Source organism: Pseudomonas inefficax, assembly GCF_032164165.1.
In the GTDB taxonomy this organism is placed as follows: Bacteria; Pseudomonadota; Gammaproteobacteria; order Pseudomonadales; family Pseudomonadaceae; genus Aquipseudomonas; species Aquipseudomonas inefficax.
Genome location: NZ_CP134401.1, coordinates 996,341 through 1,011,517 on the forward strand (window position 1 = coordinate 996,341; position 15,177 = coordinate 1,011,517).

Consider the following 15,177-nt stretch of genomic DNA (forward strand, 5'->3'; position numbering starts at 1 on the left):
GCCTTGAGAACTGCAAGCCCCTGTGGGAGCGGGTTCACCCGCGAAGAATCCAACTCGGTCTCAAGCTATGTCGCGCAGCTCCCGCCGCAGGATCTTGCCCACCGGCGTCATTGGCAACGACTCACGCAGCACGATGTGCTTGGGCACCTTGTAGCCGGTGAAGTTGGCCTTGCAGTAGGCCTTCAGCTCATCCACGCTCAGCCCGCCCTCACGCGGTACCACGAACAACTTGACCGCCTCGCCGGAACGCTCGTCCGGCACGCCGATGGCCGCACAGTTGGCAACCTTGGGGTGCCCCATCACTACATCCTCGATCTCGTTGGGGTACACGTTGAAACCCGAGACGATGATCATGTCCTTCTTGCGGTCGACGATGCGGGTAAAGCCGTCCGGGTCGATCACTGCGATGTCGCCGGTCTTGAACCAGCCCTCCGCATCCAGGGCCTGGGCCGTGGCCTCGGGCTGCTGCCAGTAGCCTTTCATCACCTGCGGGCCCTTGATGCACAGCTCGCCCCGCTCGCCCAGCGGTAGCTCGTTGCCGTCATCGTCGATCACCTTGAAGGCGGTGCCCGCCACCGGGATACCCACCGTGCCCAGGCGCGCCAGCTGGCCATAGGGGTTGGTGCTGGCCACCGGCGAGGTTTCGGTCAGGCCGTAGCCTTCGACGATGCGGCAACCGGTAAGCGCCTCCCAGCGCTCGGCCGTAGCCTTGACCAGCGCGGTGCCGCCAGAGTTGGTGACCTTCAGCGCCGAAAAGTCGAGCTGGCGGAAGCCCGGGTGGTCCATCAGTGCGACGAATAGCGTGTTCAGGCCCAGCAAGGCGGAGAAACGCCATTTGCCCAGCTCCTTGATGAAGCCGGAGATATCCCGCGGGTTGGTGATCAGCACGTTGTGGTTGCCGGTGACCATCATGCACATGCAGTTCGCGGTAAAGGCATAGATATGGTAAAGCGGCAGCGGCGCGATCATCACCTCCTGGCCGTCCTTGATCAGCTTCTGCCCGTCCGGCCCGTGCTGCGAGAAGCAGGCCAGCACCTGCAGCATGTTGGCCACCAGGTTGCCGTGGGTGAGCATGGCGCCCTTGGCCAGGCCGGTGGTGCCACCGGTGTATTGCAGCACGGCAGTGTCGTCCAGGCTGAGCGGCACCGGCTTGTGCGACAGCTCGCGGCCCTGACGCAGTACCTGCTTGAACGACACCGCCTGGGGCAGCTGATAGGCCGGGACCATCTTCTTCACTTTGTCGACCACGGTGTTGACCAGCCAGCCCTTGGCGGTGGGCAGCAGGTCGCCCATCCTGGCCTCGATCAGGTACTCGATGCCGGTATCGGGCAACACCTCCTGCACGCGCTTGCCGAACATGTTCAGGTACACCAGCGCACGCGCGCCGCTGTCCTTGAACTGGTGGCGCATCTCGCGCTCGGTATACAGCGGGTTGGTGTTGACCACGATCAGGCCTGCGCGCAGGGCACCGAACACGGCGATGGGGTATTGCAGCACGTTGGGCATCTGCACCGCGATGCGGTCGCCCGGCTTGAGGTCGGTGTGCTGCTGCAGCCAGGCGGCGAAGGCCGCCGATTGGCGCTCCAGCTCTGCGTAGGTCAGGGTCACGCCCAGGTTGCTGAAGGCCGGGCGGTCGGCGAAACGTTTGCAGGAGCGCTCGAACACCTCGACGACCGAGGTGTAGGCATTGATGTCGATGGTGGAGGGCACGCCCGCCGGGCGCTTGTCATTCCAGAAGTCGGCTTGCATTTATTATTGTTCCTCTGCCTGGACTGCTGCGAGTCCTGTAGTCCTTTCACCTGCCCGCCCGAAAGCGAAAAGGCGTTGACCCGACGTTAGCAGGTAAGCCCAAGGCGGCATATACGCCAAGTGCCGCCATTAACATTGTGAATCTTATTTGTGCCCTTCCTGCAATCCGGTCGGTTGTGCATACACTGTTCGGGAACCTGTGCGCACAAGGACCCACCATGCCTCACGACGCCTTCTGGTTGCCCGCCAGCGAGCACTGCAGCCTGTATGTGCACCAATGGTTGCCGGCCAAACCGGTAAAAGCCGTGGTCCTGCTGGCCCACGGCATGGCCGAGCATGCCGGGCGCTACCAGCACCTGGGCCATGCCCTGAGCGAGGCCGGCTTCGCCCTGTTCGCCGCCGACCAGCGCGGCCATGGGCGCACCGCCGAACTGGGCAGCCTCGGCCTGTTCGCCCGCCATCATGGCTGGAATGCCGTAGTCAACGACCTCGGGCTGCTGGCCCAGCACATCGGCCAGCAATACCCGGGCACGCCGCTGTTCCTGTTCGGCCACAGCATGGGCAGCTACATCGCCCAGGCCTACCTGCTGCACCACAGTGGCAGCCTGCAGGGGGCGATCCTCAGCGGCTCCAACTACCAGCCGGCGGCGCTGTACCGCGTGGCGCGGCTGATTGCCCGGCTGGAGGCCTGGCGCCAGGGGCCGCTGGGCAAGAGCGCGTTGATAGAGTGGTTGTCGTTCGGCTCGTTCAACAAGGCTTTCAAGCCCAACCGCACGGCGTTCGACTGGCTCAGCCGCGACCCGGCGCAGGTCGACCTGTACGTCAACGACCCGTTGTGCGGCTTTCGCTGCAGCAATCAATTGTGGCTCGACCTGCTGCAAGGCTTGGCGCAGATCAGCCAGCCGAGTAACCTCGCGCAGATCGATCCGAACCTGCCACTGCTGGTAATCGGTGGTGAATGTGATCCGGTCAGTGCCGGCAAGCGTCTCACCCTTCTGGCCGACGCCCTGCGCGCGACCGGCAATCGACATGTACAGCTGCGCGTCTATCCTGAGGCGCGGCACGAAGTACTCAACGAAACCAACCGTGACGAGGTCACCGCCGATATCCTCGGCTGGCTCGAACAGGCACTGGCCCTAGGCCGCCCTGTGCGCAGTGAATGATAGCCGCCCTCGCCTACCGCTTAAGGAAGCCCCGATGTCCCAGGTCACCAACACGCCTTACGAAGCCCTCGAAGTCGGCGACAAGGCCGAGTACAAGAAGTCCGTCGAAGAACGCGACATCCAGTTGTTCGCCGCGATGTCCGGTGACCACAACCCGGTACACCTGGACGCCGAGTTCGCTGCCAAGAGCATGTTCCGCGAGCGCATTGCCCACGGCATGTTCAGCGGCGCGCTGATCAGTGCTGCAGTGGCCTGCACCCTGCCTGGCCCTGGCACTATCTACCTGGGCCAGCAGATGAGCTTCCAGAAGCCGGTGAAAATTGGCGATACCCTGACCGTGCGCCTGGAAATCCTGGAGAAGCTGCCCAAGTTCAAGGTGCGCATCGCCACCAATGTGTACAACCAGAATGATGAGCTGGTGGTTGCCGGTGAGGCCGAGATCCTTGCACCGCGCAAGCAGCAGACCGTCGAGCTGGTGTCGCCGCCGAATTTTGTGGCTAGCTGAAGATTGATGCAGGCAGTACCGGCCCTTTCGCGGGTAAACCCGCTCCCACATGGACCTCACAGCATCAAGCCGTGACGCAATCCTGTGGGAGCGGGTTTACCCGCGAAGAGGCCGGCGCAGCCAACATCATTCGATCGCCTGCAACCGCCGCTCGATATGCCTGCGCTCCGGCTCCTGCCGGGTCAGCGCCAGCGCCTGCCGCCAGGCCGCACGGGCCTCTTCAATATGCCCCAGCTGGTAATGCAGCTCGCCCCGCGTCGCATGTGCCAGATGATAGTCCAGCAACTCCCCCCTCGCCAGAATACCGTCGACTTCCCGCAGGCCAACCTCCGGCCCATCCCGCTTGGCCAACGCAACAGCCCTGTTCAGTTCCACCACCGCCGACGGCCAATGCCGCTGGAGCACGTCATACAGCCCGACAATTTCCACCCAGTCGGTCTCTTCCGCCGTCGCCGCTTCGGCATGCACCGCCGCTATCGCCGCCTGCACGGTATACGCACCGAACGCGCGGCTTTGCAGGGCCTGGCGCACCAGCTCGCAACCTTCGTCAATGCGTCGCCGGTCCCACAGGCTACGGTCCTGCTGCTCGAGCAATACCAGGTTGCCCTGGCCATCGGTACGCGCCCGCTGCCGGGATGCCTGCAGCAACATCAGGGCCAGCAGGCCGACCGCCTCCGGGTCGGGCAACAATTGCACCAGCAGCCGCGCCAGGCGAATGGCTTCATCGCTCAGTTCCTGCTGCAACAGCGCCTCGCCTGACGACGCCGAATAGCCCTCGTTGAACACCAGGTAGATCACCCGCAGCACGCTCTCCAGGCGCTCGGGCAGTTCGCTGAGCTCCGGCACCTGATAAGGGATGCCCGCATCACGGATCTTGGCCTTGGCACGCACGATACGCTGGGCGATGGTGGCCGGGCTCTGCAGGAAAGCGCGAGCGATCTGCTCGGTGGTCAGGTCGCAGACTTCACGCAGGGTCAGCGGTACCTGGGCATCGGCGGACAACGCCGGGTGGCAGCAGGTGAAGATCAGCCGCAGACGGTCGTCGGCCAACAGCTCTTCTTCGCTTGGGTCCTGCGCGTGGCCGTCGAGCTGCATGCTCAGGTCCGCCTGGGAACGGTCGAAACGGGCGCGCCGGCGCAGCGCATCGATGGCCTTGAAGCGGCCGGTGGAGACCAGCCACGCCCGCGGGTTATCGGGAATACCGTCGCGCTGCCAGCGCTCGACGGCGATGAAGAAGGCGTCGTGCATGGCCTCCTCGGCCAGGTCGAAATCACCCAGCAGGCGGATCAGCGTCGCCAGGATGCGCCGTGACTCGCTCCGGTAGACCGCCTCGACCTCAGCACGCACTTGCGCCAGTGCCGTCATCAGTCGGGCATCCGCTGGGTCACCACCTCCACCAGGCGGTCCAGGCTTTCTCCCCAGCCCTGGTGAAAGCCCATTTCCTCATGGGCGCGGCAATCGGCGGCGTTCCAGTGCCAGGCGCTGGCGGTGTAACGGGTTTTGCCCTGCTCCTCGTCAAAACTGATCACGGCAGTCATGAAAGCCTTGTCCGAAGGCACCCAGCCTGGGCCGAAGGCATCGGTGAACACCAGCCGCCGAGGCGCGGCGATTTCCAGGAACACGCCCTGGTTCGGGTACTCGCTGCCATCCGGCGCCCGCATCAGGGTGCGGAACAGGCCACCGATCCACAACTGCATCTCGCACTCCGGGGTGGTCATGCCGTGCGGCCCCCACCACTGCATCAGCCACTGGGGATCGGTCCAGGCGCGGAACACCTTGGCCGGTGGCGCGTCGATCAGGCGGCTGATGGACAACTCGTGTTGCGCTTGCGCGGGGTGGGCAAGGCTCATGCTGGTAGGTCTCCATTGCTGTCAGGGTTGCAGTTCGCGCACCGGCCGCACCTCGACACTGCCGACCCGCGCGGCGGGGATGCCCTTGGCGATGTTCAGCGCCTCGTTCAGGTCGCGGGCTTCCACCAGGTAGAAGCCCGCCAGTTGCTCCTTGGTCTCGGCGAACGGGCCATCGGTCAGGCTCATGTGCCCGTTGCGCATGCGCACTGTGGTGGCGGTCTGCACCGGCTTCAGCGCCTCGGCCGCCAGCATTCGCCCGGAGCCTTGAATGGATTCGGCATACGCCATGCATTCGGCGTCTTCCGGGCTGTCGGGCAGGCTGTGCAGCAGCCCCTCGTCACAATAGACCAGGCACAGGTATTTCATGGTCGCCTCCAGGGCTTTGGCAAAGTGCGTTTGGCGATAACGGCTCAGGGCTTGAGATCGAACAGGGCTTTCTGGGTTTCCATGTCGAACGGCGCCGACCAGTGCTCGTGGATGACCTGCCACTGGCCACCTTGACGACGATAGCCCACGGTGGCGCGCATGAAGCCGCACTGGCTTTCATTGTCCGCAGGGCCACAGCGGTTCAGCCAGTGGGCCAGGGCCAGGTCGCCAGCGGCATGCACGGTAAGTTCGGCGAACTCGAAAACCATCGGGCCGGGGCACATGCCCATGCACATTTCCCAGTGCGCCTGGTAGGTTGCCTTGCCTTTGAACTGCAGGGCCTGGATGGCATCGAAGGCGACGATGTCGTCGGCATAGGGAGCGATGATGTTGGGGATGTCGCGGTCGCGCACGGCCTGCATCCAGCGCTCGATCAATTGGCGGATCTCGGTTTCGGCTGCGGTGCTCATCGGGGGTTCCTCCGACAGGTCATGGGTGATTGGGCACGCGGTGCGGCGTGCTTTCACCTATGGTCGAACGGGAACTGGAGGAATCGACAGGCAGGGGAAACAATTCTGCACGGTGACGGCAGAATACCTGCGAGAAATAGCGAAAAGCAGGCTGGCTCAGGCCATTGCGGCTTGCTCAAAGACCTCATCAGCCCACTGGTTGAGGCTTTTGCCGGCAGCACGGGCAGCAACACTCGCGGCGGCATGAACTTCGGGCCGAATACGCAACATTACTTTGCCCGAAGCAGGTTTTTCCGGCGCAATGCCCTGCTCAGCACAATCGGCCAGGTAGTCTTCCAGCGCACCGCGAAATGCCTCATGCAGCTCGGGCACCGAGCTTGCGTGAAAACTGATGATGTCACGCATACCAAGCACTCGGCCGACGAAAATATCGTCACGCGCGTCGTACTCGATACGGGCGGCGTAGCCTTTGTAGCGCATGCAACTCATATCCTGACTCCTGCCCGCATGAGGAATTCACGGGCTTCTTCAATCTGATACCGCTTGGCTTCCTTGCCTGGATGAGGCCGATGGCATCTCCAGAATTGGCCACCAAGCACCAGTTTGACTCTGGAGCCTTGCCGCTCCAGCACCTCACCGCCCAGATGGAGTACCAATGCCTCGATCTCGGAGAAAGCCAACGACGCCGTGGTCGGCGTTCGGAAAATTGCGTCGAGGATCTTGCGGTATCGAGTGTTCATCGAAAAATGCTATCAAACAAAGATAGCACTTTTTCCTCGATATTCATTCAGGATTTTTCTGGCGCTTGAACTGCAATACGGTTGACAGCCCTGACACCAGCAGGCTGGTGAAAGGGCCATCGACACCAGGCAAGTGTCCGATCAACCCTGCTGACAACCCTCCCCCATGGCCCGGTACTGAATGGTGTGCACCTGGCCCTGGTGGTCCTCGTAGGTCATGGTCGCAGGTACCACTTCACAGACGTTGGGGATGGTCGACAGGTTGATCACCCGCTTGATGTCCAGGTTCATGGAGTAGTCGTACTGCTGGGCGACGGGCTCGCTGGAGACGGGTCTGGCCTCATCGGCGAGGGCGAACGAGGACATACCGACCAATGCAAGAATCAGTAATGGTTTCATGTGAGTTTGCCTTTTGAGCATTCAAGCTGATCGATTGACTTCTATTGCCGTGCTCGGCGCGGAGAAGTTGCCATCTGCGATGAAGATGGCACGAAGTACCGATCCCGCTTCGTACTGCCAGTGGGGATGGATAAAAGTCTACTCCCGGCCCGGAATAGTTGAACCCCGAACTCGGACATTCACCCTTGCCAGATATGCAACAATCTGCGACAAGTTCAGCGCAAAATATCGGGCCAGAGCCTCTGGCCACCTTTCAGGGCAGGGCGCGCGATTTCTGAAAATTTGGATTGTTCGAAACTTTCGGCCCCGGAACGCCGGCTGCTGGACCACTTTTACCGCCAGCACGGCTCACGCATGCGTGCTGCGGGCGATGCTGAGCTGTGGGTAGCGCGAGGCCCTGGCATCATCGCGGGCTTGAGCCTGAGCCCGGTAGGCGATGGCTTCTGGCTGACCGGGTTGTTCGTCGACCCGCAACGGCGCAGCCAGGGGGTGGCCGGGCGGTTGGTCGAGGCGGCGCTGGCGCAGGCTGGCGGGCCCACCTGGCTGTTCTGCCACCCGGACCTTGCGCCCTTCTACCAGCGCCTGGGCTTCGACATGGCCCAGCTGCTGCCGCAAGCCCTGGCTGGCCGCCTGCAGCGCTACCAGCGCAGCAAGCGCCTGGTAGCAATGCAACGAGGTCAGTCGTCGCTGGCGTCGAGCCCTGGGAACAGCACCTCGGTGTAGCCGAACCGGGAAAAGTCCTGGATGCGTGACGGGTACAGCCGGCCGATCAGGTGGTCGCATTCATGCTGCACCACCCGCGCATGGAAGCCGTCGGCAAAGCGGTTGATCGGGTTGCCCTGGGGGTCGATGCCTTCATAGCAGATGTGCTTGAAACGCGGTACCACGCCGCGCAGGCCAGGCACCGACAGGCAACCTTCCCAACCGTCCTCGATCTCGCTGGACGTCGGCGTGATGACCGGGTTGAGCAGGATAGTCTGCGGCACCGGTTCGGCATTCGGGTAACGCTCGCTGCGCTCGAAGCCGAAGATGACAAGCTGCAGGTCGATGCCGATCTGTGGCGCGGCCAGGCCCACCCCGCCCACATGGCGCATGGTTTCGAACATGTCGTCGATCAGTTGCTGCAGTTCGGCGCTGCCGAGCATATGTTCGGGCACTGGCGGGGCGATGCGCAGCAGGCGTTCGTCGCCCATCTTGAGAATGTCACGGATCATCGGGGGTTCGGCTCGGAAGATTGATGCTCGCTCGGTACAGGGTGCTCATGGCCCAGCACGGTAATGGTTTCGCCGGGCTTGTGCTCATCGACGTCCTTCTCGCCAGGGTTCTTGCCCTCGCTCGACATGTGCTCGATCACCGCATTCATCTCCGCACCCAGCAGCAAAACGGCGGCGGAGATATAGAAATACAGCAATAGCACGATGATTGCACCGATACTGCCGTACATGGCGTTGTAATCGGCAAAGGTCTTCACGTAGTAGGCAAAGCCCAGCGACGCCAGGATCCACACCACCACCGCCAGCACCGAGCCCGGTGTGATGAAGCGGAATTCCTGCTTCACATCCGGCATCACGTAATAGATCAGCGCCACCGCCACCATCATCAAAATGATGATCGCCGGCCAGCGCAGGATGGTCCACACGGTGACGATCACCTCCTGCATGCCGATCTGGGCGGCAATCCACTCCATCACCTGCGGCCCCAGCACCATCAGCGCCGCAGCCACCAGCAGCATGCCGGCAATGCCGACTGTGTAGATGATCGACAACGGAATGCGCTTCCATACCGGGCGGCCCTCGGGCACATCGTAGGCGGCGTTCATCGCGCTCATCATCAGGCGCACACCGGCCGATGCGGTCCAAAGGGCAATCACGATACCCACCGACAGCAGCCCGCCCTTGGACTGCTGCAACTGGTCGATCACCGGGTTGACCTGCTCCAGTGCCTGGGGTGGCAGCACCAGTTCCGATTGCAGGCGCAGCCAGGAAAAGAAGTCCGGCAGGTGCAGGAAACCGACCAGGGCGATCAGGAACAGCAGGAAGGGGAACAGCGAGAACAGCATCTGGTAGGCCAACGCGGAAGCGTAGGTCGACATCTCGTCGTCGAGAAATTCCTTGACGGTGCGTACCAGCACGCGGTGCAGGGGCAGGCCGCGCAGGTCGGGGAAAATCATAGCGTCTCCTTTCGCCGCTTGATTCGTGAGTACATGGGTAAGTCTAATAGACCATGCCGTTACTGTGCTGATCCCGGCCATGCTGCAAGAATTTGCTTACGCCAGTACCGGCCTTTTCGCGGGTAAACCCGCTCCCACAGGTCCTACGCAAGTTCAAGCACTGTGCAGCACCTGTGGGAGCGGGTTCACCCGCGAAATGGCCGGGACAGGTCACTCACATCAAGGCTTTTTCACCGCATCCTTCACGTTGCCCTTGATCTGTTGCCCCTCGCCCTTGAGCTCCTGCGCCTCGCCCTCGGCCCGCAGCCGCTCGTTGTCGGTCACTTTGCCGACACCCTGCTTGACGTTGCCGATCGCTTCGTTGGCCAGGCCTTTCGCTTTGTCTTTGGTACCGCTCATGGCAAAACTCCTGCAATTGGAGGCACAAGGACCGTGCCGACAGTCGGTGGACCCGACGCCTTCGCCAAGCGTTCCAACAGTTTTTTTGCCTTCGAACCGAGCGGCAAGGCGGTTGGCAAACCTTGCTCCGCTACACGCCACCCCTCACAATGCAGGCCTTCATAGCGTCAACCCGCAGGAACCTGCATGAAACTCGACAAACCCGCCGCCATCGCCCGGCGCAACGAAGCACTGGCCCGCCCGGTGCTGACCAGCAGCAACACCCTGTTCGCCATCCTCGACCGCAAGCGCAACCTGTGGTGGTTCGAGGTGCCGGTGGCCCTGCTGCGCAAGGGCCAGCCCGACTGGGTCAACCTGCTGCTGCACACCCCGGAAAGCGACGAGCTGCAGCACCTGAAGGTGCCGACCAACTTCCTGCGCGCTCACCAGGAACAAATGGAAGTGCGCAACCCGGGCAAGCGCCGCTCGACCATCAGCCTGGCCCTCAGCGCCGACCGCGACTCGCTGCTGCGCGACACCCGCCCCGGTGGCGAGCAGCTGGACTTCCGTACCTTCGTGCAGGCCTGATCAGGCCTTTTCGATGCGATCGTCATGGATGACGATGCGGCCCTGCTTGAACAACCCGCCGATGGCCTTCTTGAAGTTGCCCTTGCTGACGTTGAACAGCTTGCTGATCAGCGCCGGGTCGCTCTTGTCGCTCACGTTCAGCACCCCGCCTTCGGCATCCAGGCGCGCCATGATCTGCTCCTGCAGGCTGTCGGCCAAGGCCGCGCCGACCGGTTGCAGGCTGAGGGCGATCTTGCCGTCCTGGCGCACTTCCTTGATGAAGCCCTTCTCGTGCATGCCCGAGCGCAGGAACTTGAAAACTTCGTTCTTGTGGATCAGGCCCCAGTGGCGATTGTTGATGATCGCCTTGAAGCCCATAGGCGTCTCGCCGGCCACCAGCAGCTCGACCGGCTGGCCCACCTGGTAGTCCGCCGGGGTGCGGTCCAGGTAGCGGTCCAGGCGTGAGGTGGCAGTGATGCGGCGGGTGCGCTTGTCGAGGTACACGTGCACCACGCAGTAGTCGCCGATCTTCAGCGGCCGCGCCTCTTCCGAGTACGGCATCAGCAGGTCCTTGGACAGGCCCCAGTCAAGGAAGATGCCGGCACCGTTGATGTCCTTGACCTTGAGGCTGGCGAATTCGCCGACCTGCACCTTGGGCTTCTCGGTGGTGGCGATCAGCTGGTCTTCGCTGTCCAGGTAGATGAACACGTTCAGCCAGTCATCGACCTCGGTTTCGGCGTTTTTCGGGATGTAGCGCCCGGGCAGCAGGATCTCGCCGTCGGCGCCGCCGTCCAGATACAGGCCGAAGTCCACGTGTTTCACGATTTGCAAACTGTTGTAACGCCCAAGCAGAGCCATTTCCGATGTTCCTCAAGACAAGGTGGCTATTCTACACCTGAAGCCAGCGCGCCGCCCGACCGCTGATGCGGTGGAACCGTCAGCCCCTCGTCGCGTCTACCGTCTGGCCAGCCCCCAGCAAGGAACAGCACATGCCGCTACGCCTGTTCAAAGCCCTGCTCATCGCCATCGGCTTCGCCCTGGCCCTGGCCGCCTGCAGCCGCATCGACCTGGCCTACCGCAACCTCGACCGCCTGGTGCCGTGGTCGCTGGACGACTACCTGGCCATGAACAGCGAGCAGAAGGCCCTGCTTGACGACCGCCTGCGCGAGCACCTGGCCTGGCACTGCAAGACCCAATTGCCCGGCTACCTCGACTGGCTGGACCGGATACGCGCCATGGTCGCCGACGACCAGGTGACCGACCAGGCCCTGCAGCAGCGTACTCGCGAAGCCCGCGAGGCAATTGGCCGGGTGGCCGAGGAAATCACCCCTTCGGCCACCGAGTTGCTGCGCGGCATGAGCGATGCCCAGGTGGCGGAGATGCGCGAGGCGTTCCGCGAGGACATCAGCGAACGGCAGAAGAAGTATGTGGATACGCCGTTGGCCAAGCAGATCGCCCGCCGTACCGAACGCATGGAGAAACGCCTGACCCCGTGGTTCGGCGAGCTGACCGCGGTGCAGAAGCAACGCGTGCAGGCCTGGTCCCAGGCGCTGGGCGACCAGAACCGCGAATGGATCGCCAATCGAGCGCACTGGCAGCAGCAATTGCTGCTGGCGATGAACCAGCGCAACGACGCCAGCTTCGAGCCGCGCCTGGCGACGTTGTTACAGCGCAAGGAGAGTTTGTGGACGCCGGAGTACCGGGCGGCGTATCAGAATACCGAGCAGCAGGCGCGCAGCTTGCTGGTCGACCTGGTGCAGCAGAGTACCCCGCAGCAGCGGCGGTTTCTGAAGGAAAAATTGAGCAAGGTCCGGACTGATTTCAGTGAGTTGAAGTGTTTGAAGGGTTAACTGGGAAAAGCAGGGCCGGCCTCTTCGCGGGTAAACCCGCTCCCACAGGTACGGCACAGGATTTGAAACCAGTGGGGTCCCTGTGGGAGCGGGTTTACCCGCGAAGAGGCCGGGCCTGATAAAACAAGATCACCGCCCCTTGCGCCGATACGGAAACACATCGATCACCTTCCCTTCACGAATCGCCGCCTGCAGCCCCTTCCAGTAATCCGCATCGTACAACTCCCCATGCAAGCGGCTGAACAACCGCCGCTGGCCGATATCGGCAAACAGGAACGGCGGGAACTCCTCGGGGAACACGTCATGCGGGCCGATCGAGTACCACGGCTCGCCCGACATCTCGTCCTCCGGGTAACGCGGCGGCGGGATATGGCGGAAGTTCACCTCGGTCAAAAAGCTGATCTCGTCATAGTCATAGAACACCACCCGGCCATGGCGGGTAACGCCAAAGTTCTTCAACAGCATGTCGCCAGGGAAGATATTCGCCGCCGCCAGCTGCTTGATGGCCAGGCCGTAATCCTCCAGCGCCTCCAGCACCTGGCCCTCGCTGGCGTGCTCCAGATACAGGTTCAGCGGCGTCATGCGCCGCTCGGTCCAGCAGTGGCGGATCAGCACCGTGTCACCTTCCAGCGCCACGGTCGATGGCGCCACCTCCAGCAGTTCGGCCAGGCACTCCGGCTCGAACTTGCTGCGCGGGAAGCGAAAATCGGCAAACTCCTGGGTATCGGCCATCCGCCCAACGCGGTCGACGCTTTTCACCAGCCGGTACTTGTCGATCACCGTGGCACGGTCGACCGTCTTCGACGGTGAAAAGCGATCCTTGATGATCTTGAACACGGTGTTGAAGCCCGGCAGGGTGAACACGCTCATGACCATGCCACGCACCCCGGGCGCCATGACGAAGCGGTCGTCGCTGTTGGCCAGGTGGTTGATCAGCGCCCGGTAGAACTCCGACTTGCCGTGCTTGTAGAAACCGATGGAGGTATACAGCTCGGCCACGTGCTTGCCCGGCAAGATGCGCTTGAGGAAGTTGACGAACTCCGCCGGCACCGGCACATCGACCATGAAGTACGAGCGGGTGAAGGAAAAGATGATCGACACCTCGGCCTCGTCGGTGATCAGCGCATCGGCCTCGATGCCGTGCCCTTCGCGGTGCAGCAGCGGGATTACCAGCGGCCACTGCTCGTCGCTGTTGAACAGCCGGCCAACCAGGTAGGCACCCTTGTTGCGGTACAGCACCGGCACGAACAGCTCCAGCGCCAGCGCTGGGTCCTTGCACACCCAGTCCGGCAGGCACTCGCGCAATTGCTCTTGCAGGCGCGTCAGGTCGCCCTCCAGGTCGCCGTATGGCACATCGAACGGGTAATCGGTGAACACCGCCCGAAGCAGGCTCTTGAGCCCGCCGTCCGGCCGATAGGTACGGGTCTGCGCGGCGCGCTCGCGGCCGCGCATCGAGGGCCGGGTGGTGTGGATGAACATGCAGCCGTCGCTGATCAGGTCATGGCTGAACAGGCTGCAGAACAGCGAGTTGTACCAGGTCTCGGACAGCTCGTCGTCCAGCCGCGGGTCGATCAGGTGGATATAGGCATTCTTCACCAGTGGCCATTGCTCGACATCCAGCAGCACATCCTCGGCAAAACCCTGGCGCAGCCAGCCGTTGACCTCGGCGACCTTTTCTTCATAGAGATTGATGCGGGCGGCGGAAGCACGCTGGATATCCTGCCAGCGCGCCTGCTCGAAGCGTTTGCGGGCACCGAGGGTGATGCGCTGGAAGTGATCGCGGTAGTCATCGAAGCCGGCGAGGATCATCCGGGCGATTTCGACTGCTGGCCAGGGCTGGGACATGCGAAGACCTCGGTGCGGTGTTGAGTTACAGAGCTTAGTCGCCTCTTGGTTTTTGCGGAGCCTGTGCCGACCTCTTCGCGGGTAAACCCGCTCCCACAGGTTCTGTGCAATGCACGGCCCTGTGGTAATCCTGTGGGAGCGGGTTTACCCGCGAAGAGGCCGGCACAGATTTACACCGCAAGAAAGCACAAGAATCCCTTGGCCCCCTGACGTACACTCGCGCCCCTGCCCCGCCTCCGGAGACCGCTGTGAGCCCCATCGCCCTAGCCCGCCTGCTGACCCTTGCCGCCGTCTGGGGGGCGAGCTTCCTGTTCATGCGCATCATCGCCCCCGAACTGGGTACGGTGCCGACGGCGTTCTTCCGTGTGTCCATCGCCTGCCTGGGCCTGGTTGCACTGCTCGCCGCCGCCCGCGTGCGCTGGGATTTCCAGGGCAAGCTCGGCGCCTGCCTGGTGCTGGGCATGATCAACTCCGGCATCCCCGCCACGTTCTACTCCGTGGCCGCCCAGGTACTGCCTGCCGGCTACTCGGCAATCTTCAACGCCACGACGCCGTTGATGGGCGTGCTGGTCGGCGTGCTGTTCTTCCGCGAACCAATGACCCTGGCCAAGCTCTGCGGCATCTTCCTGGGCCTGTTCGGCGTCGGCATCCTCAGCGGCGCCGGCCCGGTGGCCCTGGACCTGGCCCTGCTGCAAGGCGCACTTGCCTGCCTGGCGGCCACCACCTGCTACGGCTTTGCCGGCTTCCTCGCCCGCCGCTGGGTCAGCGGCCTGGACAGCCGTCTGTCGGCACTGGGCAGCATGCTCGGCGCCACCCTGATGCTGAGCCCGCTGTTCGCCTGGAGCGCGCTGACCCAGCCGCCTGCCAGCTGGGGTGGCTGGCAGGTGTGGCTGTCGTTGATGGGGCTGGGCCTGCTGTGCACAGCGTTCGCCTACATCCTGTACTTCCGCCTGCTGGAGGAGATCGGCCCGGTCAAGGCCAGCACCGTGACCTTCCTGATTCCGGTATTCGGCGTATTGTGGGGGGCGTGGCTGCTGGACGAACCGCTGTCGATGGCGCACCTGTACGGCGGCCTGCTGATTGGCCTGGCATTGTGGCTGGTGCTGCGCCCGGCACGAAGCTGAA

General features: G+C 63.1%; 19 protein-coding genes. 6 read left to right on the top strand and 13 right to left on the bottom strand.

From position 1 onward, the window contains the following. Nucleotides 1-60: 60 nt before the first annotated feature. Nucleotides 61-1,749, bottom strand: a complete 1,689-nt coding sequence (gene fadD2 / locus RIN61_RS04480; RefSeq protein ID WP_112253212.1) for a long-chain-fatty-acid--CoA ligase FadD2 — start codon at nt 1,747-1,749, stop codon at nt 61-63. 218 nt (nt 1,750-1,967) lie between these two features. Here fadD2 and RIN61_RS04485 point away from each other — a divergent pair, with 218 nt between their 5' ends. Together RIN61_RS04485 and RIN61_RS04490 are read left to right on the top strand one after the other, a co-directional pair. After that, a complete protein-coding gene (locus RIN61_RS04485; protein WP_112253213.1) occupies nt 1,968-2,912 on the top strand; it encodes an alpha/beta hydrolase in 945 nt (314 codons plus the stop codon). Between the two features lie 34 nt (nt 2,913-2,946). Beyond that, on the top strand, nt 2,947-3,417 hold the full coding sequence (locus RIN61_RS04490) for a MaoC family dehydratase (RefSeq protein WP_112253214.1): 471 nt from the start codon (nt 2,947-2,949) through the stop codon (nt 3,415-3,417). Between the two features lie 126 nt (nt 3,418-3,543). Here the strand turns inward: RIN61_RS04490 and RIN61_RS04495 are convergent, their stop codons facing one another. The 7 genes from RIN61_RS04495 to RIN61_RS04525 all read right to left on the bottom strand — a co-directional run bounded on the left by RIN61_RS04495 (nt 3,544) and on the right by RIN61_RS04525 (nt 7,242). Beyond that, nucleotides 3,544-4,782 carry an RNA polymerase sigma factor gene (locus RIN61_RS04495; RefSeq protein ID WP_207876902.1) on the bottom strand — a complete coding sequence of 413 codons (1,239 nt, stop codon included), beginning with the start codon at nt 4,780-4,782 and terminating at the stop codon, nt 3,544-3,546. Then, complete coding sequence (locus RIN61_RS04500) at nt 4,782-5,267, bottom strand: SRPBCC family protein (RefSeq protein ID WP_313855952.1); 486 nt, start codon at nt 5,265-5,267, stop codon at nt 4,782-4,784. The genes RIN61_RS04495 and RIN61_RS04500 overlap by 1 nt, the downstream gene beginning before the upstream one ends. A gap of 21 nt (nt 5,268-5,288) precedes the next feature. Beyond that, nucleotides 5,289-5,633: a YciI family protein gene (locus tag RIN61_RS04505; protein WP_013973721.1), complete on the bottom strand. Its 345-nt coding sequence runs from the start codon at nt 5,631-5,633 to the stop codon at nt 5,289-5,291. A gap of 44 nt (nt 5,634-5,677) precedes the next feature. Next, entirely contained in the window at nt 5,678-6,103 is a 426-nt protein-coding gene (locus RIN61_RS04510; protein ID WP_189121308.1) for a YybH family protein, read from the bottom strand. Nucleotides 6,104-6,259: 156 nt separating this feature from the next. After that, nucleotides 6,260-6,592: a type II toxin-antitoxin system HicB family antitoxin gene (locus tag RIN61_RS04515; RefSeq protein ID WP_112253217.1), complete on the bottom strand. Its 333-nt coding sequence runs from the start codon at nt 6,590-6,592 to the stop codon at nt 6,260-6,262. Then, entirely contained in the window at nt 6,589-6,843 is a 255-nt protein-coding gene (locus RIN61_RS04520; RefSeq protein WP_112253218.1) for a type II toxin-antitoxin system HicA family toxin, read from the bottom strand. Before RIN61_RS04520 ends, RIN61_RS04515 begins: the two co-directional genes overlap by 4 nt. A gap of 141 nt (nt 6,844-6,984) precedes the next feature. Further along, nucleotides 6,985-7,242: a DUF2790 domain-containing protein gene (locus RIN61_RS04525; protein ID WP_004375752.1), complete on the bottom strand. Its 258-nt coding sequence runs from the start codon at nt 7,240-7,242 to the stop codon at nt 6,985-6,987. Nucleotides 7,243-7,596: 354 nt separating this feature from the next. On the opposite strand from RIN61_RS04525, the gene RIN61_RS04530 reads away from it, so the two are divergent. Beyond that, the gene (locus RIN61_RS04530; RefSeq protein WP_112253219.1) at nt 7,597-7,965 is read left to right on the top strand and encodes a GNAT family N-acetyltransferase; all 369 of its coding nucleotides are present in this window, start codon (nt 7,597-7,599) and stop codon (nt 7,963-7,965) included. Here RIN61_RS04530 and def read toward each other — a convergent pair. The 3 genes from def to RIN61_RS04545 form a co-directional block, all read right to left on the bottom strand. Then, nucleotides 7,920-8,456: a peptide deformylase gene (def, locus tag RIN61_RS04535; RefSeq protein WP_112253220.1), complete on the bottom strand. Its 537-nt coding sequence runs from the start codon at nt 8,454-8,456 to the stop codon at nt 7,920-7,922. The two genes, RIN61_RS04530 and def, sit on opposite strands and share 46 nt — an antisense overlap. Further along, nucleotides 8,453-9,412, bottom strand: coding sequence for a YihY/virulence factor BrkB family protein (locus RIN61_RS04540; protein ID WP_313855960.1), 960 nt, complete (start codon nt 9,410-9,412; stop codon nt 8,453-8,455). Before RIN61_RS04540 ends, def begins: the two co-directional genes overlap by 4 nt. 219 nt (nt 9,413-9,631) lie before the next feature. After that, a complete protein-coding gene (locus RIN61_RS04545; protein WP_015271319.1) occupies nt 9,632-9,811 on the bottom strand; it encodes a CsbD family protein in 180 nt (59 codons plus the stop codon). 186 nt (nt 9,812-9,997) lie between these two features. Here RIN61_RS04545 and RIN61_RS04550 point away from each other — a divergent pair, with 186 nt between their 5' ends. Further along, complete coding sequence (locus RIN61_RS04550; RefSeq protein WP_013973727.1) at nt 9,998-10,378, top strand: hypothetical protein; 381 nt, start codon at nt 9,998-10,000, stop codon at nt 10,376-10,378. On the opposite strand, the gene RIN61_RS04555 is transcribed toward RIN61_RS04550, so the two are convergent. After that, nucleotides 10,379-11,215 (bottom strand): CvfB family protein, encoded by an 837-nt coding sequence (locus tag RIN61_RS04555; RefSeq protein WP_112253222.1) that lies wholly within the window; start codon nt 11,213-11,215, stop codon nt 10,379-10,381. 131 nt (nt 11,216-11,346) lie between these two features. On the opposite strand from RIN61_RS04555, the gene RIN61_RS04560 reads away from it, so the two are divergent. Continuing rightward, nucleotides 11,347-12,207 (top strand): DUF6279 family lipoprotein, encoded by an 861-nt coding sequence (locus RIN61_RS04560; RefSeq protein WP_313855964.1) that lies wholly within the window; start codon nt 11,347-11,349, stop codon nt 12,205-12,207. A gap of 129 nt (nt 12,208-12,336) precedes the next feature. Here RIN61_RS04560 and aceK read toward each other — a convergent pair whose 3' ends face one another. Then, on the bottom strand, nt 12,337-14,052 hold the full coding sequence (gene aceK, locus RIN61_RS04565) for a bifunctional isocitrate dehydrogenase kinase/phosphatase (RefSeq protein ID WP_215521068.1): 1,716 nt from the start codon (nt 14,050-14,052) through the stop codon (nt 12,337-12,339). Between the two features lie 248 nt (nt 14,053-14,300). Between aceK and RIN61_RS04570 the strand changes: the two genes are divergently transcribed. Continuing rightward, complete coding sequence (locus RIN61_RS04570) at nt 14,301-15,176, top strand: DMT family transporter (RefSeq protein ID WP_112253226.1); 876 nt, start codon at nt 14,301-14,303, stop codon at nt 15,174-15,176. The last annotated feature ends 1 nt before the right edge of the window (nt 15,177 follow it).